This is a genomic window from Acetobacter sacchari (assembly GCF_017377715.1).
GTDB classification, from domain to species: Bacteria; Pseudomonadota; Alphaproteobacteria; order Acetobacterales; family Acetobacteraceae; genus Acetobacter; species Acetobacter sacchari.
The window spans coordinates 37,991-61,489 of record NZ_JAFVMF010000021.1; the positions used below are offsets into that span (position 1 = coordinate 37,991).

General features: G+C 63.0%; 21 protein-coding genes and 1 tRNA gene. 18 read left to right on the forward strand and 4 right to left on the reverse strand.

Features of this window, described 5'->3' with window-relative positions; translation table 11 throughout:
• The first annotated feature begins 28 nt into the window (after positions 1 to 28).
• The 9 genes from nusA (at position 29) to J2D73_RS16455 (ending at position 11,997) form a co-directional block, all read left to right on the forward strand.
• Positions 29 to 1,588: a transcription termination factor NusA gene (nusA, locus tag J2D73_RS16415; protein ID WP_207883033.1), complete on the forward strand. Its 1,560-nt coding sequence runs from the start codon at positions 29 to 31 to the stop codon at positions 1,586 to 1,588.
• 124 nt (positions 1,589 to 1,712) lie between these two features.
• Entirely contained in the window at positions 1,713 to 2,315 is a 603-nt protein-coding gene (locus J2D73_RS16420) for an RNA-binding protein (RefSeq protein WP_243430041.1), read from the forward strand.
• Entirely contained in the window at positions 2,316 to 4,985 is a 2,670-nt protein-coding gene (infB, locus tag J2D73_RS16425) for a translation initiation factor IF-2 (protein ID WP_207883035.1), read from the forward strand.
• Complete coding sequence (gene rbfA, locus J2D73_RS16430) at positions 4,982 to 5,419, forward strand: 30S ribosome-binding factor RbfA (RefSeq protein ID WP_207883037.1); 438 nt, start codon at positions 4,982 to 4,984, stop codon at positions 5,417 to 5,419. Before infB ends, rbfA begins: the two co-directional genes overlap by 4 nt.
• 243 nt (positions 5,420 to 5,662) lie before the next feature.
• Positions 5,663 to 7,054, forward strand: a complete 1,392-nt coding sequence (locus J2D73_RS16435; protein WP_207883039.1) for an NAD-dependent succinate-semialdehyde dehydrogenase — start codon at positions 5,663 to 5,665, stop codon at positions 7,052 to 7,054.
• 149 nt (positions 7,055 to 7,203) lie between these two features.
• Positions 7,204 to 9,372 (forward strand): glycosyltransferase N-terminal domain-containing protein, encoded by a 2,169-nt coding sequence (locus J2D73_RS16440; protein ID WP_341535116.1) that lies wholly within the window; start codon positions 7,204 to 7,206, stop codon positions 9,370 to 9,372.
• A gap of 17 nt (positions 9,373 to 9,389) precedes the next feature.
• The gene (gene lpxK / locus J2D73_RS16445) at positions 9,390 to 10,433 is read left to right on the forward strand and encodes a tetraacyldisaccharide 4'-kinase (protein WP_207883069.1); all 1,044 of its coding nucleotides are present in this window, start codon (positions 9,390 to 9,392) and stop codon (positions 10,431 to 10,433) included.
• A gap of 44 nt (positions 10,434 to 10,477) precedes the next feature.
• Positions 10,478 to 11,362, forward strand: a complete 885-nt coding sequence (locus tag J2D73_RS16450; RefSeq protein WP_207883071.1) for a lysophospholipid acyltransferase family protein — start codon at positions 10,478 to 10,480, stop codon at positions 11,360 to 11,362.
• Positions 11,363 to 11,628: 266 nt separating this feature from the next.
• Positions 11,629 to 11,997, forward strand: a complete 369-nt coding sequence (locus J2D73_RS16455) for a hypothetical protein (RefSeq protein WP_084440359.1) — start codon at positions 11,629 to 11,631, stop codon at positions 11,995 to 11,997.
• Positions 11,998 to 12,489: 492 nt separating this feature from the next.
• On the opposite strand, the gene J2D73_RS16460 is transcribed toward J2D73_RS16455, so the two are convergent.
• The 4 genes from J2D73_RS16460 to J2D73_RS16475 form a co-directional block, all read right to left on the reverse strand.
• Positions 12,490 to 14,163 carry a Na+/H+ antiporter gene (locus tag J2D73_RS16460; protein ID WP_207883041.1) on the reverse strand — a complete coding sequence of 558 codons (1,674 nt, stop codon included), beginning with the start codon at positions 14,161 to 14,163 and terminating at the stop codon, positions 12,490 to 12,492.
• 511 nt (positions 14,164 to 14,674) lie between these two features.
• Complete coding sequence (locus tag J2D73_RS16465; RefSeq protein ID WP_207883043.1) at positions 14,675 to 15,811, reverse strand: nucleoside hydrolase; 1,137 nt, start codon at positions 15,809 to 15,811, stop codon at positions 14,675 to 14,677.
• An 82-nt stretch (positions 15,812 to 15,893) separates the two neighbouring features.
• The gene (locus J2D73_RS16470; RefSeq protein WP_243430033.1) at positions 15,894 to 16,112 is read right to left on the reverse strand and encodes a hypothetical protein; all 219 of its coding nucleotides are present in this window, start codon (positions 16,110 to 16,112) and stop codon (positions 15,894 to 15,896) included.
• Between the two features lie 538 nt (positions 16,113 to 16,650).
• Positions 16,651 to 17,913: a D-amino acid dehydrogenase gene (locus tag J2D73_RS16475; protein WP_207883045.1), complete on the reverse strand. Its 1,263-nt coding sequence runs from the start codon at positions 17,911 to 17,913 to the stop codon at positions 16,651 to 16,653.
• Positions 17,914 to 18,298: 385 nt separating this feature from the next.
• Here J2D73_RS16475 and hisG point away from each other — a divergent pair, with 385 nt between their 5' ends.
• The 9 genes from hisG to J2D73_RS16520 all read left to right on the forward strand — a co-directional run bounded on the left by hisG (position 18,299) and on the right by J2D73_RS16520 (position 23,251).
• On the forward strand, positions 18,299 to 18,946 hold the full coding sequence (gene hisG / locus J2D73_RS16480; protein ID WP_051291938.1) for an ATP phosphoribosyltransferase: 648 nt from the start codon (positions 18,299 to 18,301) through the stop codon (positions 18,944 to 18,946).
• Between the two features lie 46 nt (positions 18,947 to 18,992).
• Complete coding sequence (gene hisD, locus J2D73_RS16485) at positions 18,993 to 20,294, forward strand: histidinol dehydrogenase (RefSeq protein WP_207883047.1); 1,302 nt, start codon at positions 18,993 to 18,995, stop codon at positions 20,292 to 20,294.
• Positions 20,295 to 20,422: 128 nt separating this feature from the next.
• Positions 20,423 to 20,641 carry a translation initiation factor IF-1 gene (infA, locus tag J2D73_RS16490; RefSeq protein ID WP_010667149.1) on the forward strand — a complete coding sequence of 73 codons (219 nt, stop codon included), beginning with the start codon at positions 20,423 to 20,425 and terminating at the stop codon, positions 20,639 to 20,641.
• 7 nt (positions 20,642 to 20,648) lie between these two features.
• Positions 20,649 to 21,296 carry a Maf family protein gene (locus J2D73_RS16495; protein WP_207883049.1) on the forward strand — a complete coding sequence of 216 codons (648 nt, stop codon included), beginning with the start codon at positions 20,649 to 20,651 and terminating at the stop codon, positions 21,294 to 21,296.
• Positions 21,284 to 22,390 (forward strand): ribonuclease E/G, encoded by a 1,107-nt coding sequence (locus J2D73_RS16500; protein WP_408736855.1) that lies wholly within the window; start codon positions 21,284 to 21,286, stop codon positions 22,388 to 22,390. Before J2D73_RS16495 ends, J2D73_RS16500 begins: the two co-directional genes overlap by 13 nt.
• Positions 22,383 to 22,577 carry a DNA gyrase inhibitor YacG gene (locus J2D73_RS16505; protein ID WP_207883051.1) on the forward strand — a complete coding sequence of 65 codons (195 nt, stop codon included), beginning with the start codon at positions 22,383 to 22,385 and terminating at the stop codon, positions 22,575 to 22,577. Before J2D73_RS16500 ends, J2D73_RS16505 begins: the two co-directional genes overlap by 8 nt.
• A gap of 70 nt (positions 22,578 to 22,647) precedes the next feature.
• Positions 22,648 to 22,723, forward strand: a tRNA-Phe gene (locus J2D73_RS16510).
• Between the two features lie 77 nt (positions 22,724 to 22,800).
• Positions 22,801 to 23,052: a DUF6538 domain-containing protein gene (locus J2D73_RS21285; protein WP_369334005.1), complete on the forward strand. Its 252-nt coding sequence runs from the start codon at positions 22,801 to 22,803 to the stop codon at positions 23,050 to 23,052.
• 22 nt (positions 23,053 to 23,074) lie between these two features.
• Positions 23,075 to 23,251 carry a hypothetical protein gene (locus tag J2D73_RS16520; protein WP_207883055.1) on the forward strand — a complete coding sequence of 59 codons (177 nt, stop codon included), beginning with the start codon at positions 23,075 to 23,077 and terminating at the stop codon, positions 23,249 to 23,251.
• The last annotated feature ends 248 nt before the right edge of the window (positions 23,252 to 23,499 follow it).

The window sequence follows — 23,499 nt, forward strand, 5'->3', positions numbered from 1 at the left end:
CGGTCTGTGTGTGGAGTGCTGAAGAGTCATGGACACCTCCGTTTCCCGTCCTGAGCTGCTGCTGGTGGCAGACGCCGTCGCGCGTGAAAAGCTGATCGATCGCGACGAGGTTCTCGAGGCGATGGAGCAGGCCATCCAGAAAGCCGGCCGCGCCAAATACGGTCACGAGAAGGACATCCGCGCGACGATCGATCGTCGTTCGGGGGAGGTTCGTCTGTCGCGCTGGACTGAGGCTGTTGAGGTCGTCGAGAACGAAGAGACTCAGATCCCGCTGCACATCGCGCGCAAGTTCAAGCCGGAAATCCAGCTGGGCGAGCATCTGGTCGACCCGCTCCCGCCGATCGACTTCGGCCGTATCTCCGCGCAGACCGCCAAGCAGGTGATCGTGCAGCGCGTGCGTGAGTATGAACGCAAGCGCCAGTATGACGAATTCAAGGACCGCGTGGGCGAGATCGTCAATGGAACGGTCAAGCGCACCGAGTACGGCAACCTTATGGTCGAGATCGGCTCCGCCGAGGCGCTGCTGCGTCGCGACGAGTTGATCCCGCGCGAGGCGTTCCGCAACTCCGACCGCGTGCGCGCCTACATCTACGATGTGCGTGACGAGCCGCGCGGCCCGCAGATTTTTCTTTCCCGCACCCACCCTGCGTTTCTTGCGAAGCTGTTCGCGCAGGAAGTGCCGGAAATCTATGACGGCATCATTGAGATCAAGGCCGTGGCCCGCGATCCGGGTTCACGCGCCAAGATGGCCGTCATTTCCCGAGACGCCTCCATCGATCCGGTCGGCGCTTGCGTCGGTATGAGGGGTTCGCGCGTGCAGGCCGTTGTCGCGGAACTGCAGGGCGAGAAGATCGACATCATTCCCTGGAGCCCGCAGGCAGCGACCTTCGTGGTCAACGCGCTGGCTCCTGCCGAAGTGTCGAAGGTCGTCATGGACGAAGAGGCCGGTCGTGTTGAGGTCGTGGTGCCCGACGAGCAACTCAGTCTCGCCATCGGTCGTCGCGGTCAGAACGTACGTCTGGCGAGCCAGCTGACGCGTTGGGACATCGATATTCTGACCGAGGCCGAGGAGTCGGAGCGTCGTCAGGAAGAGTTCCGTCGCCGGTCCGCGCTGTTCGTGGAGGCGCTGGACGTGGACGACGTCATCGCCGGCCTGTTGGTGACCGAGGGCTTCAACACGATCGAGGAACTCGCCTACGCCGAGCAGGACGAGCTGATCGGCATTGAAGGCTTCGACGACTCGGTGGTCGAGGAACTCGTGCGTCGTGCGGAGACCTATCTGGCGCAGAAAGAACAGGAACTGGACGACAAGCGCGTCGCGTTGGGCGTGTCCGACGATATCGTGGCGCTGAATGCGTTCACCAACCAGATGCTCGTGGCGCTTGGTGAAAAGGGCGTGAAGACGCTCGACGATCTGGCGGATCTGGCGGGCGACGAGCTGATCGAAATCCTCGGGACCGACTCGATCGACGAGGAAACGGCCAACGAGATTATCATGATGGCGCGCGCGCACTGGTTCGAGGGTGAAGACGGCGCCACAGTTGCTGGCGAGTCGGGGGAGGCTTCTTCTGAGCACGAACCCCAATGAGACAAATCGTCACATCCATGCTATAAGCACTGCGCAGTCCTCATCTTCGGGTGAGGGCGACGTAACGGATCAGGTCGTTGGCGCCGATAGTGGTGACGACGACGGCGATGACGAAAAAGGGCCGTTGCGTCGGTGCATCGTCACGCGCGAGCGTGGCGCGCCGGAAACGATGCTGCGTTTTGTCGTTGGGCCCGACCGGGTCGTGGTTCCCGATCTCAACGCGCGGCTGCCCGGACGGGGAATGTGGTTGAGCGCCCGGCGGGATGTGCTAGAAACCGCCCGGACTCGCGGAGCCTTCGCCAGAGCGGCGCGCGATCAGGTTGTCGTCCCTTCCGATCTGGCCGAAGTGATCGAAATCGGATTGCTGCGTCGGCTTACCGAGATTCTGGGGCTGGCCCGCAGGGCCGGACAGAGTGTATGCGGCTACGCAAAGGTCCGGGACTGGATCGAGGCGGGGCGCGCTGGAGTGATCGTGCAGGCGTCTGACGGCAGCGTCGACGAGCGCGTCAGGATTATGTCCGGCGCACGCGACCTGCCGGTGGTGGCGTTCCTTGCGGCTTCGGCTCTGGGACAGGTTTTTGGCCGCGAGCGTGTTGTGCACGCGGCGTTGCAGGCGGGGCCTCTGGCTTCGCGACTGCGACATGAGAGTGAGCGTTTCGCGGGGATGGCCAGCCGGTCCGCCCCGCTTGCGTCGGGCAAGTCCGGCGATGGGGTAACAGGCGGGTAAATGAACGAAGGCAACGATCAGGATCAGGGTAAGGGACGTCTTTCCCTTCGGCCGGCGGGCAGTTCGACGGTAGGGCACACGGTCGACGCCGGTTCCGTGCGCCAGAGCTTCAGCCACGGTCGTTCGAAGGTAGTGCAGGTTGAAGTCCGCAAGACGCGGGCGCCGAAGCCTGGCGCGAGCAAGCCCGGATCGGGCGGCGGCGGACGTGGCGCAGGTGGCCGCGCGGGACTTAACCGCGCGTTGACGCCCGCCGAGATCGCCGTGCGTCAGCGCGTGCTCGAAGAGCAGGCGGAACGCGAGGCTCAGCGCATCGAGCAGGAGAAAATCCAGATCCTCTCCGCCGCTGAGGAAGCGCGTCGCCGCGAAGAGGAAGAACGTCGCGCTGCCGAGGAACAGGCTGCGGAAAAGGCTCGCGAGGAAGCTGAAGCGAAAGCCGCAGCCACCGCAAAGCCTGCCGCCCCGGCTCCCGCCGCACCTGAAGAGCGCGGCCCGGTTGTTTCGGCAGTGCCGATTCCTGGCGAGGTCACACTCGCGCCGCCGACGGATCGCGTGATCCCGCTGGCGGAACGCGCGATCATGCCGACCAAGCCTCTGGTTCCGTCGCGGGCCCCGGCGTCTCAGCCGTCGACGCCTGCTGGCGAAACCTTGCGTCTGCGCACAGCTCGCGAAGGCGAAGACGACCGTCGCGGTCCTGCGCCTCGCAAGGGCGCCGGAGCGCCGCCGCCGCGCAAGAGCGTCGGCGCCGGTGCGAAGAAAGACGGTGGCATTGGTCGTCGTTCAGGCCGCATCGATGTCCAGGCGGCGATCGAAGGCGACGACGACAAGACCCGTTCGCTGGCGTCTGTCCGGCGTCAGCGTGAGCGTGAACGCCGGCAGGCGGAGCTGGAGCGTCTGCGCGCGGATCAGGTGCGCGTCGTTCGCGACGTCGTGCTGCCCGAGACGATCACGGTTCAGGAACTCGCCAACCGTATGGCGGCCCGTCAGGGCGAAGTCATCAAGGCGCTGATGAAGATGGGCGTCATGGCAACCGTCACGCAGACGATCGACGCCGACACGGCCGAACTGGTCGTGCAGGAGTTCGGTCACCGCGTGCGCCGCGTTGCCGACAGCGATGTGGAAATCGGCATCGAAGGCGTCGAAGACACCGAGAGCGATCTGCAGCCGCGCGCGCCGGTCGTGACCGTCATGGGTCACGTTGACCACGGCAAGACGTCGCTGCTCGACGCGTTGCGCACCACCGACGTCGCCTCGGGCGAAGCCGGCGGCATCACGCAGCATATCGGCGCCTATCAGGTCACGCTTGCTTCCGGTGCGAAGATCACCTTCATCGATACGCCGGGCCACGAAGCGTTCACGGCCATGCGCGCCCGAGGCGCGTCGGTCACCGACGTAGTGGTGCTGGTTGTGGCAGCTGATGACGGCGTCATGCCGCAGACGGCTGAGGCGATCAAACACGCCAAGGCTGCGAACGCGCCGATCATCGTCGCGATCAACAAGGTCGACAAGCCGGGCGCCAACCCGGAGCGTGTCCGTCAGGAACTGCTCAGCCACGAGATCGTCGTGGAATCGATGGGCGGCGACGTGCAGGACATCGAGGTTTCAGCGCTCAAGCGCACCGGCCTCGACAAGCTGGAAGAGGCGATTCTGCTTCAGGCTGAAATTCTTGACCTGAAGGCTAATCCCGATCGCGCTGCCGAAGGCGTGGTGATCGAGGGCAGGCTGGATCGCGGACGCGGCCCTGTTGCGACTGTGCTGGTTCAGAAGGGCACGCTTCGCAAGGGCGAGATCGTGGTGGCCGGGGCCGAATGGGGTCGTGTCCGCGCGATGCTCGACGACCGTAACCGTCAGATCGATCTCGCTTCGCCATCGACGCCGGTGGAAATCCTCGGCATCGCGGGCGTCCCTGACGCAGGCTCTCCCTTCGTCGTGGTCGAGAATGAGAATCGGGCTCGCGAAATTTCCGAGTTCCGTCAGCGCAAAATCAAGGAACATGCGGCGGCCGGCCAGACGGCGGCGCGCGGCACCCTCGATCAGATGCTCGCCCGTATTCAGGCTGGCGCCCAGAAAGAGGTCGCTGTCCTGATCAAGGCGGACGTGCAGGGTTCGGCCGAGGCTCTCAAGGCCACGGTCGAGAAGCTGGCGCATGAGGAAGTCGCGGTTCGCGTGTTGAACGCCTCGGTTGGTCAGATCACCGAAAGCGACATTCAGCTCGCAAAGGCGTCCGACGGCGTGATCATCGCCTTCAACGTTCGTGCGACATCGCAGGCGCGTGAGATGGCGCAGCGCGACGGCGTCGATATCCGCTACTACTCGATCATCTATCAGGTGGCGGACGACATCGAGCAGCTGGTCAAGGGCAAGATCGCGCCCAAGCATCGTGAGAAGTTCATCGGTTACGCGGAAATCCGCCAGGTGTTCAACATCACGAAGGTTGGCAAGGTCGCAGGTTGCTACGTCACGGAAGGCGTCGTTCGTCGCGGTTGCGGCGTGCGTCTGCTGCGCGACGGCGTGGTCATCCACGAAGGCGAACTCAGCCAGCTCAAGCGCTTCAAGGACGACGTCAAGGAAGTGGCCCGCAATTACGAGTGCGGTCTCTCCTTCGCCGGTTACAACGACCTGCGTGAAGGCGACGTCGTTGAGTGCTTTGAGATGGAGCTGGTGCCCGCGTGAGCCGGTCTTCTCCGAAACGTCCAGACGGAAAGGGGCCGGCGGGGCGACTCGTCGGCCTTTCCTCTTCGGGGCCCTCTCAGCGACAGTTGAGGGTTTCCGAAGAAGTGCGCCGCGTTCTGGCCGAACTTTTTGCGCGTACGACCTTCCGTGATCCGGAGCTGGAAGGGGTCATGATCACCGTGACCGAAGTTCGTATTTCTCCGGATCTGAAGCATGCGACCGCCTTCGTCGCACGGCTTGGCCGTACGGACGTGGAGGCGGTGTTGCCCGCGCTTAAGCGGGTCGCGCCCTATCTTCGCACGCAGCTTTCGCACACGCTTCGTTTGCGGATGGCGCCGGAGATTCACTTCCAGCCGGACACGGCGCTGGATTACGCGATGGAAGTTGATGCGCTGCTACGTCGCCCAGAGGTCAAGCGCGATCTGGATGAGTGACCTTGCGGTCTGCGTCCGAGGATCTCATTTCAAGATAAGATGTATTCTGACGCGCTCTAAGCGTGAACAGATTGCCTTGCCGACGCGCTGATTGCGCGCCTCCCGCGCAGGCGCTGTTGTCATCTCTGGCACGCAGTGACATTTTGCTTCTCCCAATGATCTGGGGCTTTGGTCGCCGCGCGACCTCGCAATGCTGCGGGCCCTATTTCGAGTTTTCATGCACTATAAAAGGGGACATCGGCTATGGCCTACGCGACGGTCAATCCGTTCACGGGTGAGGAAATCAAGGTTTTTCCGAACGCGACGGACGAGGAAGTGAAGATCGCGCTGGATGAGGCGCATGAGACCTTCCTGTCCTGGCGCAAAACGTCTTTCAAGGAGCGCGCCCGTGTGATGCACGCGGCCGCTGGCATTCTGCGCCGTGACATCGAGGAATACTCTCGGATTCTGACCCTTGAAATGGGCAAGCTGATCTCGGAGGCTCGCGCGGAGACAGAACTCACTGCCGCGATCTTCGAATACTATGCGATCAACGCCGAGCGACTGCTAGAATCCGAAGGGCTTCCTGTGCAGAGCAAGGAAGAAGGCCGCGCGAAGATCATCCATCAGCCGCTGGGCATTATTCTGGCGATCGAGCCGTGGAATTTCCCCTTCTATCAGGTAGCCCGCATCATCGCGCCGCAGCTTTCGGCCGGTAATACAGCCCTGCTCAAGCATGCGTCGAACGTGCCGCAGTCGGCGGCGGCGATGGAACGCCTGATGATTGAAGCGGGTCTGCCGAAGGGCGGCTTCCGCAATCTGTTCCCGACCCGCGATCAGTTGGCGACCATCATCGCCGATCATCGTGTCCGCGGCGTCGCGTTGACGGGTTCGGAAGGCGCGGGCGGCAAGGTGGCCGCGCAGGCGGGTGCCGCACTGAAAAAGACGACGATGGAACTGGGTGGTTCCGACGCGTTTATCGTGCTTGAGGACGCCGACCTCGAAAAGACCGTGAAATGGGCCGTGTTCGGTCGTCACTGGAACGCCGGACAGGTCTGCGTCTCCGCGAAGCGGATGATCGTGGTCGACAAGGTGTATGATGAGTTCGTCAAGCGTTATCGCGAAGGCGTCGCGTCGCTGAAGATGGGCGATCCGATGGATCCCGCGACCACGCTGGCGCCGCTCTCGTCTCAGGGCGCCGTCGAGGACCTGAAGCGGCAGCTGGCCGAGGCGATAGAGCACGGCGCGAAGGCTGAGGAGATTCCTCTTGCCGTGCCGAACACGGGCGCGTTCTTCCGTCCGGTCATTCTGACCGGCCTTGAGGGCGACAACCCGGCCCGCCTGTGGGAGTTCTTTGGCCCTGTGTCCATGCTGTTCCGCGCCAAGGACGAGGCTGACGCGATCCGTATCGCCAACGATTCTCCGTATGGTCTCGGCGGATCTGTGTTCACGCAGGACGAGGAGCGCGGCGAAGAAGTCGCGAAACAGATCGAGACCGGCATGGTGTTTATCAATCACCCGACCATGGTGAAGGCTGACCTGCCATTCGGCGGCGTTTTGCGTTCCGGCTATGGTCGCGAACTGATTGGGCTTGGCATCAAGGAGTTCGTCAACGCGAAGCTGATTGACGTGGTCGACATCGACGCGCCGTTCTGATTGCTCCGTGCGTGGCGGCGGGTAATGACGGCGCCACGCATATGATGCTTTGTGAACTGCGTCGGGCATGTTAACGCCCATTCATGTTTTATGGATTTACTGACAGCGCTCCAATTTCGGCAGGTCGTGGATGATGGCGCAGCACGGTCGTGACGACTGTGCCTGAGCCCTTCCCGCGCGACGTCGGTTCGGAATTGTTACACAGGATCGTACAGGCCTGCGTGCGCCGTGGTCTGGCGTTGGCGCTGACGACGACGCGCTGGAAAGTCGAGATGGACGCGACTTCGCGTTCTCTTCTGCTCGATCCGGCAGGCCCCGGCGTTCTTGTGGCGTTCTGGCATGAGGCGCTGATGCTGGCGCCGACGCTCTGGTGGTGGACCGAGCCCCGCAATCCCTTGTTAAGACTGCGAGTATTGATCAGCCGTAATCGTGACGGTCGGATGATCGCAGGCGTGGTCGCTCCGTGGCGAATTCCGGCATTACACGGATCGTCTGATCGTAAAGGCAAGAACAAAGGCGGTGCGTCTGCGTTAAGGCGTCTGCGCGCGTCGCTCGAGCAGGGCGACGTCGTCGCCATCATGCCGGATGGTCCGAAGGGCCCAAGACGAGAGGTGCAGACGGGCGCGCTCGCGTTGGCGGAGCTGACGGGCGCTCCGATCATTCCCGTTGGGGTTGCCTGTTCGGGTGTTCGGGCCGGGTCGTGGGACAGGATGATCGTTCCTCGGCCATTCGGGCGAGGCAGGCTGATATGTGCTCCGCCGCTGGTGGTGGCGCGAGGGCGGCGCGACGAGATGCGCGCGCAACTGGCGGACGGATTGAATGAGGCGATGGCGAAAGCCGGACGCCGTCTTGCTGACGCGGATTACGATGAACGCCTTGCGCCTATGCGCCCGCCCGGGATTTCCGGTCAGCAGGATGCGCGGACGGCCACCGTCGGGCGGGCGTTAGGCTGTGCGTGGGCGGCGATCGCCTCCCTGCTTGCGCCGGGATTGATCATTATGCTGCGGCGTCGCGTCGCGCGTGGCAAGGAATTGCCTGCCCGATTGCGGGAACGAATCGGATTGGGTGGTGGCGTGGCTAGGCCTCCGGGTTCGCTGGTCTGGATTCACGCGGCCAGCGTCGGGGAAACCGTCTCCGTACTGCCTGTGATTCGTGCGTTGCTCGCCTGCGCCTGGGGCGAGGCGAGCGACGCGCCGAATGTTCTGATCACTACCGGGACCGTCACAGGGTTCAAGACGCTTGCGGCGGCGTTGCCGGATGAAATCGCGACAGGTCGGGTGGTTCATCAGTTTGTTCCGCTGGACGTGCCGCGCTGGGTGAACCGCTTCCTTAAACGCTGGCGGCCGCAGGCCCTCGTGCTGACCGAAAGCGAGCTTTGGCCCAATATGATCGAATGCTGCCGCCGACTTGCGGTGCCGGTCATGGTGGTGAACGGGCGCATGTCCGCACGCGCGCTGGCTGGATGGCGCCGCGCACCCGATCTGGCGGCGTGGGCGCTCTCGCCCATACGGTGGATCGCAGCGCGTGCTGAGGAGGACGCGGCGCGGTTCCGCGTGCTTGGCGCGCCGGGCGTCGTCACGGCCGGAGATTTGAAGTTCGCGGCCGAGCCTTTGGGGTTCGACGCAGCGTTGCTGGAGCGGCTGCGGCTGATCGTCGGAGAGCGCCCGGTATGGCTCGCGGCGTCGACGCACGAAGGCGAAGAAGCGGCCATTTTTGCCGCCGCCGCCGCGCTGCGCGACAGATACCCGGATCTTTTGACCATTATCGCGCCGCGTCATCCGGAGAGAGGCGCGACTGTGGCGGCGCTCGCCGCCCGCGTGCTGCCGCCGCCGATCAGGCATGACCTCGGGTTGGCCCCGAGGCGGTCGCAGGGACAGTGGCCAGACGCGTCGGATCCGGTCTGGGTCGCGGACACACTCGGCGAACTTGGCGTATTGTTTCGTCTTTCCCGCGTCGTTTTCATGGGCAACAGTCTGTTCGAGACGCCGGAAGGGCGAGGGCGGCGTGGTCCCGCGCGCAAGGGCGGAGGTCATAATCCGTTGGAGCCTGCCCGGCTGGGTTGCGCCATTGCCACAGGGCCCGCCATCGAGAATTTCGCCGCGACTTACGGCCGGTTGGGGGACGCGATCACCGTGGTCGATTCCGTCGAAGCGCTTTCGCTCTGGTTGGGGCCTCTGCTGGCCGACGCCGGACACGCCTGGACAGCCGGAGACGCTGCGCGACAGGCGGCGGATTTCGACAAGGAGCTCCCCGAGCGACTCGCACGCCGTATTTACGAGACGATGGCGGGAGAAACACCCGCGCAGGTGGGTGCGTGATCCGGTGGTCGCCACGGTTGCGCGCGCCCGCTTTCTGGAGTGCGGCGCCGGGTGTGGGGGCGCGGTTGTTGAAACCAGCGTCGGTGCTGGTGGAGGCGGTTGCGGCCAGACGGCGCGCTCGGATCGGTGAGCGCGTGTCTGTGCCAGTGTTGTGCTGTGGCAACCTGACTGCTGGTGGCGCGGGTAAGACCACGCTCGCGCTCGACCTCGGCGCGCGGCTGAGAGAGCGGGGCGTAGCCGTGCATTTTCTGACGCGCGGATACGGGCGTAAGCCGAGAGCACGCGATACGGGAGCGAATATTTTCGGTCGTGGCGTTGCAGGGGAGTCTTTGCTGGTCGATCCCGATATCCATAACGCTACGGATGTTGGGGACGAGGCGCTGTTGTTGGCCCGGATCGCGCCGTGCTGGGTCGGCGCTGACAGGGTTCGTTCAGCGCGGGCGGCGATCGCGGCCGGGGCGACGTGTCTTGTGATGGACGACGGATTTCAGAATCCGGGGCTGCACAAGGATTTGGCGCTTCTGGTGATCGATGGAGCGAGTGGTCTTGGCAATGGCCGCGTCATTCCGGCTGGGCCGTTACGGGAGAATCCGGAAGCTGGGCTGGCTGCGGCCGACGTTGTGGTCGTAACGGGCGAAGACCGGGTGGGCGTAAAGGTCTGGGTCGAAAAAAGGGCGTCATGGGGAATGCCTGTGCTGCGTGCCTGGCCGGTCATGGAACCATCCGTCGATCTGTTGCGGGGGCGTCCGGTTGTCGCGTTCGCTGGACTGGCGCGTCCGTCCAAATTTTTTCGGGCGTTGCGGGAGCGTGGCGTGGCCCCGCTTCGCGTCGTGTCGTTTCCTGACCATTACGCGTATCGGCGCCAGGACCTCGCTCGATTAGCCCGGATTGCTCTGAAGCTGGAGGCGACGCTGGTGACGACCCCCAAAGACGCGGTGCGATTGCCGGCTTATTTCCGAAGGCATGTGACGGTGGTGGGCGTGGAACTGGCGTGGGCGGAACCTGATGCGCCTGAGTTGCTGCTCGACCGTTGGCTTGAGCGTGAGGTTGCGGCTCGGTGAAGGCGGATCGAGAAAAGAGCGACCTGGTGCGCGTCGGCGTGGGGATGCGGGCGGAGGCGGCGCTCGCGCGGATCGCTCTGGTGTTGTTGCGGCGTCTCGGTCCGGTGCGCGCGTCGAATTTCGCCGGACGCCTGTGCCGTTTCGTGGGACCGTTTTTGCCGGTTTCGCGTGTGGCGTACGCCAATCTCCGGCTAGCGATGCCGGAACTGGACGAAGCGGCGCGAAGACGCATCGTGCTGGGCGTGTGGGAAAATCTTGGCAGGACAGCGGGAGAATTCCCGCACATCGCCAGCCTGCGCGAAAACACCGCCTCGGGACCTGGTTTCGAGGTCGAGGGCGCCGAGCATCTGATCGAGCAGGCGCAGCGGGACGGTTCGGTGCTGTTCGTGTCAGGACATATCGGCAATTGGGAGATGCTGCCTCCGGGTGTTTCGGCGTACGGCCTCGGCTTCGCCTCGTTCTACCGAGCGGCGGCAAATCCCTTGGTCGACAGGATGATTCGGGATTTGCGCAACGAGGCGATGGGAGAGCCCAAGCCGCTATTCGCAAAGGGCGCACGGGGCGCCCGGGAGGCGCTTGCCTACGTGGCGCGCGGCGGGCGTCTAGGGATGCTGGTCGACCAGAAGATGAATGATGGCGTGGAGGCGCGGTTCTTCGATCGCCCGGCGATGACGGCGCCAGCTTTGGCGGCGATGGCGTTGCGGTACCGCAGCCCAGTTATTCCCGGTTATGTTCGCCGACTCGGCCCGGCCCGCCTGCGCATCGTGGTCGAACCACCGTTGCCTCTGCCAGATAGCGGCGACAGGCAAGCGGATATCCTGTCCTTGACGCAGGCGGTCAATGACAGGCTGGAGGCCTGGATCAGAGCCTGCCCGGAAAGCTGGTTATGGCTGCATCGCCGGTGGCCTGCGGAATCGAGCAAACCCTAACTGAGGGCGATATTTTGGTCCTCCCTTGAGTGTGTGCCCGGAAAATATTCACAACACCGAAGTGTCTGCATAAAAAAACATCATATTTGATGTGCATAAGATCGTTTCGTGAGCAAAATTAGAGATAAACCGGAATAGATAGTTGCTTTTTTGTCACATTCACTCCGTCCTGCCTCTTTCTAGGGCGAAATTGTGAAGATTCAGTTTGGCGTGAGCGCGTCTCCGCCATAACGTTCCCTCCAGTTCGCCGCCACAGGACAACGGGGATGCCACAGCCGATGCTATCTGAGACGTTGCCCTCTTCATTCTGCAATGTAGTGCCGTTTCGTCAGGCGGTTCTGCCTCGTCATCGCGAGTATCTGTCGCGGTGGCTGAACGCGGGCCTTTGTATGGGACTGTGTGACGCCGATATTTTTGTATCAGACGGCGATACGGGAGCCGTTGGCTCCGAGATGGTCCTGGTGTGGGTCCGCGAAAGCGCCGACCCAGCCTACATCATCCGTCCGGAAGGCCTGCGTTGGGTCGTGGTCGATGCAATCCGTGATTATGAACTGAGCCGCCAGACGTCGTTCGAGCATGCGCTGAATTTCGTGCGTCCAGTTCTGCCTGTTCAAGGTTCGACCGTCGCCGCCTGAAGGTTGTGTCGCGCCCGGTTTCAGGGGGTGCGCGAGATACTGGACTTGAAAATCTGCGCTCGGTTGTTTGTCATGGGGATACTTCATCTTGCCCTATGCAAATAGAACCTGAAAGTCGGGGTTTTTCGGCAAATTGGCTCACTTGTGATCTTGTGAGGCTCTGCTTCGGATACGGTAAGGCCGTCTGTAGTCTTGCCGCAAACCAAGAAAATTTGAAAAAATTTTGGGTAAACGCTCAACAGTGTTGGCGTGACAGCCCTGAGTCTTGGTTTGGGCGCTGGTGGCGATCCGCGTCGACGTGTGGCAGGCGTGCTGCTTGACGCTGCGCCGGGCGTGCATGAGCTGGAAATATTCCAGATTTAAGATGATTTTTTCGCGAATGCGGTGCAGATAACGAGGCCTACACTTGGTAACGCCTAGTGCCTGACCGCATTCGTCGAAAGCCGACGGCGCACTTACCGCACAAGGCGTCCGTCTTCGCGGCGATAACCCTTACGGGTGCGGAAGCGCTGACGCTTCGTCGATCAGTTCCTGCTCATGCACGTCGAGTTGACGCGCCAAAACACGCTCCGTCTCGTCGTTGAGATTGCCGTCGTGCAGAAACTCCTTCAGGGCTTTTCTTTGGGCGCGCACCACTCTCAGGCGGATCGCCAGTTCGGCGCGACGGTTGCGGAGCAGTTCATCCCGGTTGGCCTCAAGGTCGGTCTGCTTGCTGTCCAGTGTGTGTAAAAGCTCCTGATATTCCTGCAAAAGAAGCGGCGCCGCTCTGCTTTGCGCGGGCTCAGGCTCTCCGGCGGGTCCTCCCGCAGGGACGTTATGGCGGCCTGCCTCATCCTTCAGGACGCCAATCGCCACACGCACTAGGGCCAGACGCGTTTCATCCAGTTCCTGCTGGGTTCGGTTGGTTCCCTCCTGCGACGGCAGTAGCCGAAGGACAAGGGGGAGAAAGATGCTGGCCACGAGCAGCGACATGATGATGACGCCCGCGGCAATGGTGATCAGCAGGGATCGTTCCGGAAATTCTTCAGCCGAGGGCAGGGAAAGAATCGCGGCCAGTGTGATGGTGCCCCGCGTGCCCGCCAAGGCGAGGATAAGTTTTTCCGGCCAGTTTGCGCCGATAAAGGGCCGCCGCCACAGGCGCGCCGCCACCCGACGGGTCAGGATGGAGGCGCTGACCCACGCCAGGCGGCTCAACGTCATCACAACCTGCAGCGCCACGATGGCGATCGGCAGCTCCCAGGGAGATACGCCTCCGGAGTGCATGATCGCCCGCGCCTGATGCACCAGGTCTGGCAGTTGCAGCCCGAGCAGCAGGAACACCAGGCCGTTGAGCGCGAAGGATATCGTCTCCCATAACGCGGTCGCCCGCATGCGTGTCCCGATTTCGGTTTCGTTCATCACGCCGGTGAGGCGAATTGTCATGCCTGCGGCGACGACTGCAAGAATGCCTGACGTCTCGATGGATTCCGCGACCAGATAGGTGAAAAAAGGCAATATCAGCGCAAGCAGCATATGGCTTGGAGGGTCGTCGTAGCCGCGTCGCAGCAACATGCTTTCCGCACGGCTGGCGCAAAGGCTGACGATAGCGCCGGTCACGATTCCGCCCAGAGACACCCACACGAAATTGGCGGACGCAGCCTTTAGGGAGAAGATGCCGGTCGTCGCGGCGGCTACCGCGAACTTGAAGCAGACGAGGCCAGAGGCGTCGTTCAGAAGAGCCTCGCCGCGAAGAAGGTGGATGATACGGGGCGGCGTCCGCCCGCCGCGCAGGATGCCGGAGACGGAAATCGCGTCGGTCGGCGAAAGCGCTCCGGCGAGAGCGAACGCTGCCGCCAGCGGTACTGTTGGTAAAAGCCAGTCGAGAAAATAGCCGCCTGCCAGAGTGCTTAGGGCGACGAGTCCCACCGCCATGGTCACGATGACGCCTCGCAATTCGCCAAATTCGCGCATGGGTACGCGGTAGGCGTCGAGGAACAGGAGCGGCGAGATGAAGAGCAGAAGGAAAAGATCGGTGTCGAGCCCGACATGCACCCCGGCCAGAGCCGCCGCTGCGCCTGCCGCGATTTGCAGCAGCGGCATCGGGATGCGCAGCTTCAGCACGCGCGCGATAAGGCCGGTAAGGCCAACGACGGTGAGCAGGGTCAGCGCGAGCAGTGTAATGTGCATGACGTAACTGAGGCGCCGATACGTCCGTTGTAAAGATGCCGGGTGGATTGCACGCGGCACAGGCTATTGTGGCGGGACACGTTGCCGGGTTGGCCTGAAATTATCGGATGTCAGGATAATTCATGACCTGAGGACAAAACGCGCGGGCTTACTTGTGCTGATCTGTTGTTCGTAATTTGGCTTTTTGCTGTTTTTGCATGCTGACCAATAGGAACGTGTCGTGCCGCTCTTCTGTGGGAAACGTTTCACTTTTCAGAAAAGCAGCTTTCGACCATTGGGGCTTCACGTATTTTTCGAGTGGAGCTGCGATGCAAAACGTGTTCTTGCTCAAGAAAAGCGCCGCCGGTTTTGCTGTTACGGCAGGGAGCGAAGAGTGGGCCGTATCTGGACGAGGACAGCATCGCACAAGTCAGTGTGAGCGTCGCCCGACGTAACATCGTTACTGCCGGGGTGTGTCGCAAGTCTGACGGGCCCAAGCATGGATCCGCGAAGTAGGAGGGTATTATCCGTCCTATTTTGGCGACAAATTGGGCAGAGGTCGCGCCAGAAGCGATGTGATGAACGCCTCCAGTTTAGGGGCGTCGATGGTACGGACGACCGTCTCACGCTGCTCGTCCAGATCCGGCTGATATCCGGGCGTCCACGACAGCGTGTCGCCATATCCTGCGCCGAACTGGCTGTTCACGTCGACGTAAAGTTCTTCACTGCGCGTGATCAGGCTCGGGTCCAGCCACACGGCGGCTGCGATTTCGTCCCAGAGCGGAAATCCGGGTTCGCGCTTGCTGATCGTGCCGGCGAACGCGGGATTGGCGGCTGCGAGTTTATGGAGAAACTCCGGCGTCAACTCCGTCGCGGTGGAAGGATCGGCTGGAACCGCGACAATATGCCGCCACGGCGCGCGCAGCACGATGCTCGCGGCTTCGGGGTCAAAGCGGAAATTGAATTCGCGGCGGGGAGAGTTCGCGAATTCCCGGGCGAACTGTGCAGCCGCGACGTCGGGGCGAACCTGTTGCGGGTTGAGGCTTCCACCCATGTAAACCAGTTCTTTTGCCAGGCTGGCGAAGGACGGGTCCAGGCGTTGCGCGAGCGCCAGATCCGTCATCGGACCTGTCGCGACGATCGTCACCTGTCCGGGAAATTCGTGGACCTTGCGGATCATGAACATGACAGCCGGCTCATCCGACGCCTTGATGGTCGGATCGCCTTCCGGCAGGTGCGGCACGACATCAGGAGCATGATACGGCGGCGTGCTTTGAACAGTGGGCTCCACCCACTTTTTCATCCACGCGCCTTTCCAGACCAGCTTGCCGTAAAGCGCTTCCCACCGGTCGGTGAGTTTTTCGGAGTTCAGCAGCGGATAGACTGCGCCGCGTAGCACAGGAACATCCGTCCTGTGCGCGATCTCGACGGCGCGGAGGGCATGCGCCACGCCCTCATCGCGCCAGACGTCGCCAGACAGAATCGTGATGCCGAGAACGTCGACATTCGGCGCCTGCAGCAGCATCCATTCGGCGATGCCGGACCCGTCGTCATCGACAATGACCTTCCTGGCCTCCGCTGCATGGGAGGCCGAGCCGCTGGCCGCCGTTCCGCTGACGAGCAGCGCCGCCAGAGCGACGGGACGAAAAAGCGCGCGCAGTATTCTCATGCTTGCAAAATTCCGAAAGACCTGCGGCGCGCGGCCGCGATTAGGCGACAGGGTTTGGTGTAACGGCGGTTGTGCGCGCAGATCAGACCGGGTTCGCGCCGTCCGTGCCGCATTTGGCGAAGCGTCCCTTGGCGTCTTTGCAGCGGACGGGCTTCGGCGCCGGGCATTTGGTGAACTTGCCCTTCGCGTCACGGCACGGAGCGGCCGCGTGGGCGGAGCCGATCGCAAACTGTGAGGATAGCGACGGCGCAATGGTCGCGGTCAGCAGGGTGAGGCAGGCAGTCGCAAGCATGGTTTTCATTGGTCTTCTTCCTCGCTCAACGTCGACCGTCACAGCGCCTCGCTCACGGCCTCTTACGTCTTTGACGATGCCCGATCGGGTGAGCGTTCACAAGCGGGTAGCTTTGGTGTGGGGGCGATCGGTCGGCTCTGCTGATAGATGCTCGGGGCAGCTTTACGACTGGGCGGCGCAGCGGTCAGTTTCGTCACGACTGCGGCGGTTGGGGCACCTGAGCGCAAGACGGCACGGGGCGTTGTTCATTGATAGGCCGCAACAGGCCGCCCGTCATCCGCTCCCGCAAATGATCATTATGAGGCGAGAGTTTTCATGCCGTTTGCTCTCCTCCGAAAAGATCAGTGTTCCGCAAAACGCCAGTCGACCCGCTCCCGTATCGAGGCTCGGCGGGAGGAAACGGGGAGCCGTGACGCTTCCGGCCTCGATCTGGAATTTCGACGTATTTTCAAAAACGTCGACTCTGGATCGCTCCGGCGTTCACGCTCGCAGCAGCCAAGGGCTCCATCCCGTCGTCGAAGCAGAACGACGGGAGCGTCCTCTGGGTTCAACTGCGGTCGTAACGATCGACGGACAGGTCCAGCACCGGGATATTCGGCTTGCGGCCATGGATCAGATCGGAAACGATCCGTCCGGAGCCACAGGCCATGGTCCAGCCCAGCGTGCCGTGGCCGGTGTTCAGCCACAGGTTCGAGAACTTCTTCGAAGCCCCCACGATCGGCGTGCCGTCCGGGGTGTTGGGGCGCAGGCCGGTCCAGTATGTCGCCTGGCTGAGATCGCCGCCGCCGTAGAGTTCGGAAAACGAGAGTTCGAGCGTTGCGCGGCGGTCGCGGCGCAGACGCAGGTCGAAGCCGCCCAGCTCGGCCGTGCCGCCGATGCGGATGCGGTCGCCGAGGCGCGTCATGGCGACCTTGTAGGTCTCGTCGTTCACTGTCGAGACAGGCGCACGGGCTTCATCCGTCAACGGCACTGTCAGAGAATATCCCTTCACCGGATACACCGGCAGGCGAACGCCCAGCGGACGCATCAGCAACGGAGAATAGCTTCCCAGCGCCATGACATAGGCGTCGCCAGTGATCCGTCCGGCGGAGGTGCGGACGCCGAGGATCGAATCAGCCGACGCGTCCAGCGCCTCGATCGTCGTCTCGTAGCGAAAGGTGACGCCCAGTTCTTCGGCTTTTTGCGCCAGACGCTGCGTGAACATGTGAGCGTCGCCGGACTCGTCGCCCGGAAGGTAGAGGCCGCCCTTCAGCAGATGCCGCGCTCCCGACAGGCCCGGTTCGCGCTCAAGGATTTTTTCGACTGAAAACAGTTCATGCGCGACGCCGCTGTCGCTCAGCAGGCGCATGTCTTCCTGCGCGTGGTCGAGTTGCGCTTCCGTCCGGAAAAGCTGAATCAGGCCTTTCTGACGGTCGTCGTAAGCAATGCCGGTTTCGTCACGCAGATCGGTCAGGCAATCGCGGCTGTATTCGGCGATCCGCAGCATGCGGGACTTGTTCACGTCGTACGCATGTTCGGTGCAGTTCATCAGCAGGCCGCCGATCCATCGCAGCATTGCGATATCGATCGCGCCGGGACGCACCACCAACGGGCTGTGCTTGCCCAGCATCCATTTCAACGCCTTGAACGGCAGGCCGGGGGCGGCCCACGGCGTCGAATATCCCGGCGAGACCTGACCCGCGTTGGCGAAAGACGTCTCCAGCCCGGCTGCAGGCTGGCGGTCGATAACCTCAACCTCATGCCCGAGTTTCGCCAGATACCAGGCGGTCGTAACACCGATGACGCCGGCGCCAAGAACGATGACTTTCACAGCGGGAGAATCCTTTCGACGGTTCGACTGGCCGGACGGGCCTTCTGCACGAAGGGCGACGTTACGGCGTCCTGATTATGACGGCTTGGGATGGGCGTCCAGCGGCGCGGCCCGCAGGGGACGGGCGCAGTTTTGGCGGAGCGGCGCGGAATGTGGTAATCGCCGTGCCGATTGCGCCGGAACGCCAGCCGCTCGCCCATGCCCGTCCTGTCTCAAGGGATGGCCCAGGGCGGTCTTCGGCGCCGTCGCCTGTCCGGAGAGTATGATGACCGCCTGCAAACCGGGTGACGAAACGCCCACCCTGACCGCCCGGGACATCGTTCCCGCGACCACGCCAGCCTCGGGCGATGTCGATCACGGGCGTCATGGCGACCATGCGGACGACATGCTCATCCTTGCTCTTCCGAAGGGCCGCATCCTGAAGAGCGTCGCGCCGCTGTTGGCGCGAGCGGGGATCGAACCCGCGGCCGACTGCCTGCAGGAAGACAGCCGCCGCCTGCGGTTTCCCACCAACCACCCGAAGCTCGATGTCGTGCGCGTGCGCTCCTTCGACGTGGCGACCTTCGTCGCGCATGGCGGCGCGCATCTGGGCGTCTGCGGCGCCGACGTGCTGATGGAGTTCGACTACCCCGAGCTCTACGCCCCGCTCGACCTCGGCATCGGCGGCTGCCGCGTGTCCGTGGCCCGGCCGCAGGGCGACCCGCCAAATGAGGACTGGTCACGTTATTCCGAAGTCCGTGTGGCGACGAAATACCCGACCATCACCCGCCGCCATTTCGCAGCCCGCGGGATCAACGCCGACATCGTGCACCTGAATGGCGCGATGGAACTGGCGCCGATGCTCGGCCTGTCGCGTCTGATCGTCGATCTTGTCGACACCGGATCGACTCTTCGTGCGAACGGGCTGCAGGAAGTCGAAACCATCGCGCAGATCACCAGCCGTCTGGTCGTGAACCGGACTGCGCTGAAGACCCGCCCCGAGGCGATAGCCTCCCTCATCGCGCGCTTCCGCGCGGCGCTGAACCCCGCCTGAACATCGCGCCGCCCTGCCGGCGCTGCGACAGATATAGAGTGTGCGTATGAAACGTCTGGATGCCCGTGCGCCTGATTTCGAGGCCGCGTTCACGTCGCTGCTGGCGAACCGGGAGGCGGAGAGCGCGCGCGTGGATGCGCCGGTCGCCGAAATTCTTGCAGAAGTACGCGCGAAAGGCGACGAGGCCGTCTGCGCCTACACCAGCCGTTTCGACCGGTTGGACCTCACGCCCGAGACCATGCGGATCACTGCGGCGGAAGTTGAAGAGGCCGCGTCCGGCGTGCCGCAGGATCTGCTCGACGCGCTCGACGTCGCTGCGACGCGTATTGAAGATTTCCACCGTGCGCAGCTGCCGCAGGACATGAAATACACCGACGCAGACGGCCTGACCCTTGGGCAGCGCTGGACGTCGCTTGACGCGGTTGGTCTTTACGTCCCCGGCGGCAAGGCGGCCTACCCGTCGTCGGTTCTGATGAACGCCATCCCGGCGCGCGTCGCAGGCGTCGAGAGGCTCGCCATGTGCGTGCCGACGCCCGGCGGGGTGTTGAACCCTCTGGTGCTGGCTGCCGCGAAGCGAGCTGGCGTCGCGGAAATCTACCGTGTCGGCGGGGCGCAGGCGGTGGGCGCCATGGCGTTCGGCACGGCGACCATCGCGCCGGTTGATCGGATAGTGGGTCCTGGCAACGCCTGGGTGGCGGAAGCCAAGCGACAGGTGTTTGGCCATGTCGGCATCGACAGCATCGCCGGCCCTTCCGAGGTGGTGGTGGTCGCCGATGCGAAGAACGATCCGCGACTCGTGGCGCTCGATCTGCTGGCGCAGGCGGAGCATGACGAACTGGCGCAGTCGATCCTGATCACTGATGACGCCGCGTTCGGCCATCTGGTGACCGAGGCGGTGGAGACGGAGTTGAAGACCCTGTCGCGCGCCGCCATCGCACGAGCGAGCTGGCGCGATTTCGGCGCCGTCATCATCGTGCCCGACTGGGCGGAGGCGGCCCGACTGGTGGACCGTCTGGTGCCGGAGCACCTTGAGCTTATGGTGGACGAGCCGGAGGCGTTGTTCGCCCGCGTGCGTCACGCCGGCGCCGCATTCCTCGGCCGTTTCTGCCCGGAAGCCGTAGGGGATTACGTCGGCGGTCCCAATCACGTTCTGCCGACGTCACGCACGGCGCGCTTCGCGTCGGGCCTGTCCGTTTACGATTTTCTGAAACGCACGACTTTCATTTCCAGCGGTCCGGACGCTCTTTCTCGTATCGGTCGCGCTGGCGTCGCGCTGGCGACGGCGGAGGGGCTGGAGGCGCATGCCCTGAGCATTTCGGAGCGCCTCAAGATCATCGATCGAGGGTGAAGGATCGCCCTTTGACCCACGGCGAACGGCCTCAAACCTTGACCGCAGGCCCTCGCCGCATACATATCGCACCCGGTTACGTGGACTGATCGTCCTGTCAATGAGGTATAGAATGAACGAAGGCCAGCATGTCTAAGGAAGACATGATCGAATTCAGCGGCACCGTTACGGAGCTGCTGCCCAACGCCATGTTTCGCGTGAAGCTTGACAACGAGCATATGATTCTCGCGCACACGAGCGGAAAAATGCGGAAAAACCGCATTCGCGTCCTCGCCGGTGACCGCGTGAGCGTCGAGATGACCCCTTACGACCTGAGCAAGGGCCGCATCACCTTCCGCTTCAAGTAACACGGTTATGACCAGCGCCATCTCCGGCCCGGACGACGGGTCCGGCGCGGCTTCAGCAAGCCGCCCTCTTCTGGTGCTGGCTTCGGCATCGCCCCGCAGATTGTCCCTGCTGGCGCAAATCGGCCTCACCCCCGATCGAGTCGACGCCGCCGATCTGGACGAGACGCCAGCCCCCCGGGAGCTGCCGCTTCCGTACGCCCGCAGACTCGCCGTGGAAAAAGCAGCCGTAGTCGCTGCACGCACGGATGAGCCCGCGTTGATTCTCGCCGCCGATACGGTCGTGTCCATGGGGCGCCGTATTCTGCCGAAAGCGGAAGATCGCGATACGGCCCGAACCTGTCTCGAATTGCTGTCCGGGCGCCGCCACACCGTCGTCACCGCAGTCGCGCTTGCGCCCAGCGGCGCATGGTCCGAGGGGCGGCGTTGCGTGCGCGCCGTTGAAACTACCGTGACCTTTTCCCGCCTGACGGAGCGTCAGATCGAGGGTCTTCTCGACCTTGGAGATTGGAACGGCAAGGCGGGTGGTTATGCGCTGCAGGGCCACGCCGCGTCCTTCATTCGTTTTGTCTCGGGCAGCCCATCCGCCGTCATCGGTCTGCCGCTGTTCGAAACCGCGCAATTGCTGCGTGGCCAGAAAGGCGCATGGCTGACCTGAAGCGCTCGCTTCGCGTCGCCTGCTCGCCGGGCGAAGCACGAATTGCGGTCGTCGAGGATGGCGTGCTGCGCGATTTCGCCCTGTGGCGTCCGGGCCGTCCGGACGGTGTGGGCGACGTTTATCGCGGACGCGTCGCCAAAGTCGCGCCCGCGCTGGGCGGCTCTTTCATCGCATTGGGTGGCGGGACGGACGGATTTCTCTCCGGCCATGACGGCGCGCCGCCGCTGGTCGAGGGCGAGTCGATTCTGGTGTCGGTGGTCCGTGCGCCGATGGGGGGCAAGGGACCCCGCCTTAAAATCGCGGGCGACGCCCCGGCCTCAGGTGAAACTGGCCTGCTGACGCGCGGACCGTCTCCACTGGAGCGTCTTGCAAGCCGCTGGGACGGCCCCATAGTCATCGACCATTCCAGCTTCACTGCACGCGTCCCTGCGGCCCTGCGCGCACGCGTGCAACGTGTCCCGCAGGCGTTCGATGACGGTGTCGAAGACGCCGTGCAGGCGCTGGGCGTCTACGAAGTAGTGCTGCCCAGCGGCATGAGCGCCACGATCACGCCGACGCCTGCTCTGGTGGCGATCGACATGGACAGCGCTGCCGCATCGGGGGCCGCCAACGCCAAGCAGACGGCGCAGTTCGCGGCGAATCGCGATGCGCTTCCCGTGCTGCTGGATCAGATCAGGCTGCGCAATCTGTCGGGGGCGATCCTGATCGATCCGGCGGGCCTGAACCAACGCAAGCGACAGGCCCTGCGCGAGGCGGTCGAGGCGGCTTTGCGAGATGATCCGTTGCGCCCGCGCTGTCTCGGCGTGACGGGGCTTGGCCTGATCGAAATCGTCCGTGCGCGGGTGCACCCGCCGCTTCACGAATTGCTGTTGAGTGCACACGGGCAGGCCCTTGCGGCGCTTCGCGCCGCGGTCGTGAGGTATGCGGGCCGCCCCGATGCGCGGCCGGCGCTTCGGGCCGGTTCCGGTGTATTCGCCGCCCTTGAGGGCGATCCTGAGGCGATGTCCGATCTGCGCGGCTGGTTGGCCGTCCCCCTCGATCTGCGACTCGACCCGTCGCTGCCGCCTCTTTCGTGGAGTTTCTCCGATGAATAAGTCCAGCCTCTGCCCGATCTGCGGTCGCGCAGCGGAACGCGGCTTCACCCCGTTCTGCTCCAAACGCTGCGCCGACGTCGATCTCGGCCGCTGGTTCTCTGGCGATTACCGCGTGCCGGGCCCTCCGGCGGACGATGACGAGTCGGATTCCAGCATCGCTGGACCCTCGGAAGAGAAAATGGAGTGACGGGTTGATCTTGGCGCGCGGGCAGGTTAAACGCTCGCCACGCGCAGCGTTCCTGTGTTGCACGCCGGGCGCCCAAGTAGCTCAGTTGGTAGAGCATGCGACTGAAAATCGCAGTGTCGGTGGTTCGATTCCGCCCTTGGGCACCATTTTCCCCAGACATCGCAGACGACGGCCAATCCTGAGACGCTAAAGGTTCTATACGTTACAGGAACCCGTTTTTGTAATGCATTGGCGTGACGCATTGCGTTACGGCGGCAACGTTCTGCGGCGTGGCGACCGATGGTTTTCCCGGTGTCGTGTCCCCTCCGAGTTTGTGCAGTCTGTCGGCAAGCGTGAGGTCGTCTACGCTCTCGGAACCGGGGATCGTGACGTTGCGCGATATCTCGCGTCGGCTATACGGCTTCGTCCGGGTCATATTTGGCGAAGGGTCGATGACAGCAGAATAAGCCACGGCACGTCATTGCCGAGATTGTGAAACGCTGGCTCCGGCCCACCGCATGAAGACCGGCAAGGAGCATCGCGTGTCATGGTCTGATGGCGCTGTGGCTATCTTGCAGGATGTGCGGCCTCTGCGGGAGATGATGGGACGCGGAAAAATTTTATCCAAACAGGAACCGATGAGCCTCTTCGTATTGCGAAATTATGGTTTTGTTCATGTGTTCGTTTTCGAATAAATCGTCTTTACTTATCAATTTTCTAACTTTCTCTTTCGTTTCAATTTCAAGTAATGTGAGTGGATCGAGGAAAGTCGTAAGCATTTTTGTATGAATATTTTTCTTGTTCATTTCCAGGGAGTTGTCGGATAATTCTTTGGACTTTATTATGTAAGTGATCATTTTAGATAAATACTTCTTTTGCGGCGGGATGTTAAGAGCCTGTTTGGAAAATCGGTCTGATGTGATTCAAGCTCTGGATGTGGACG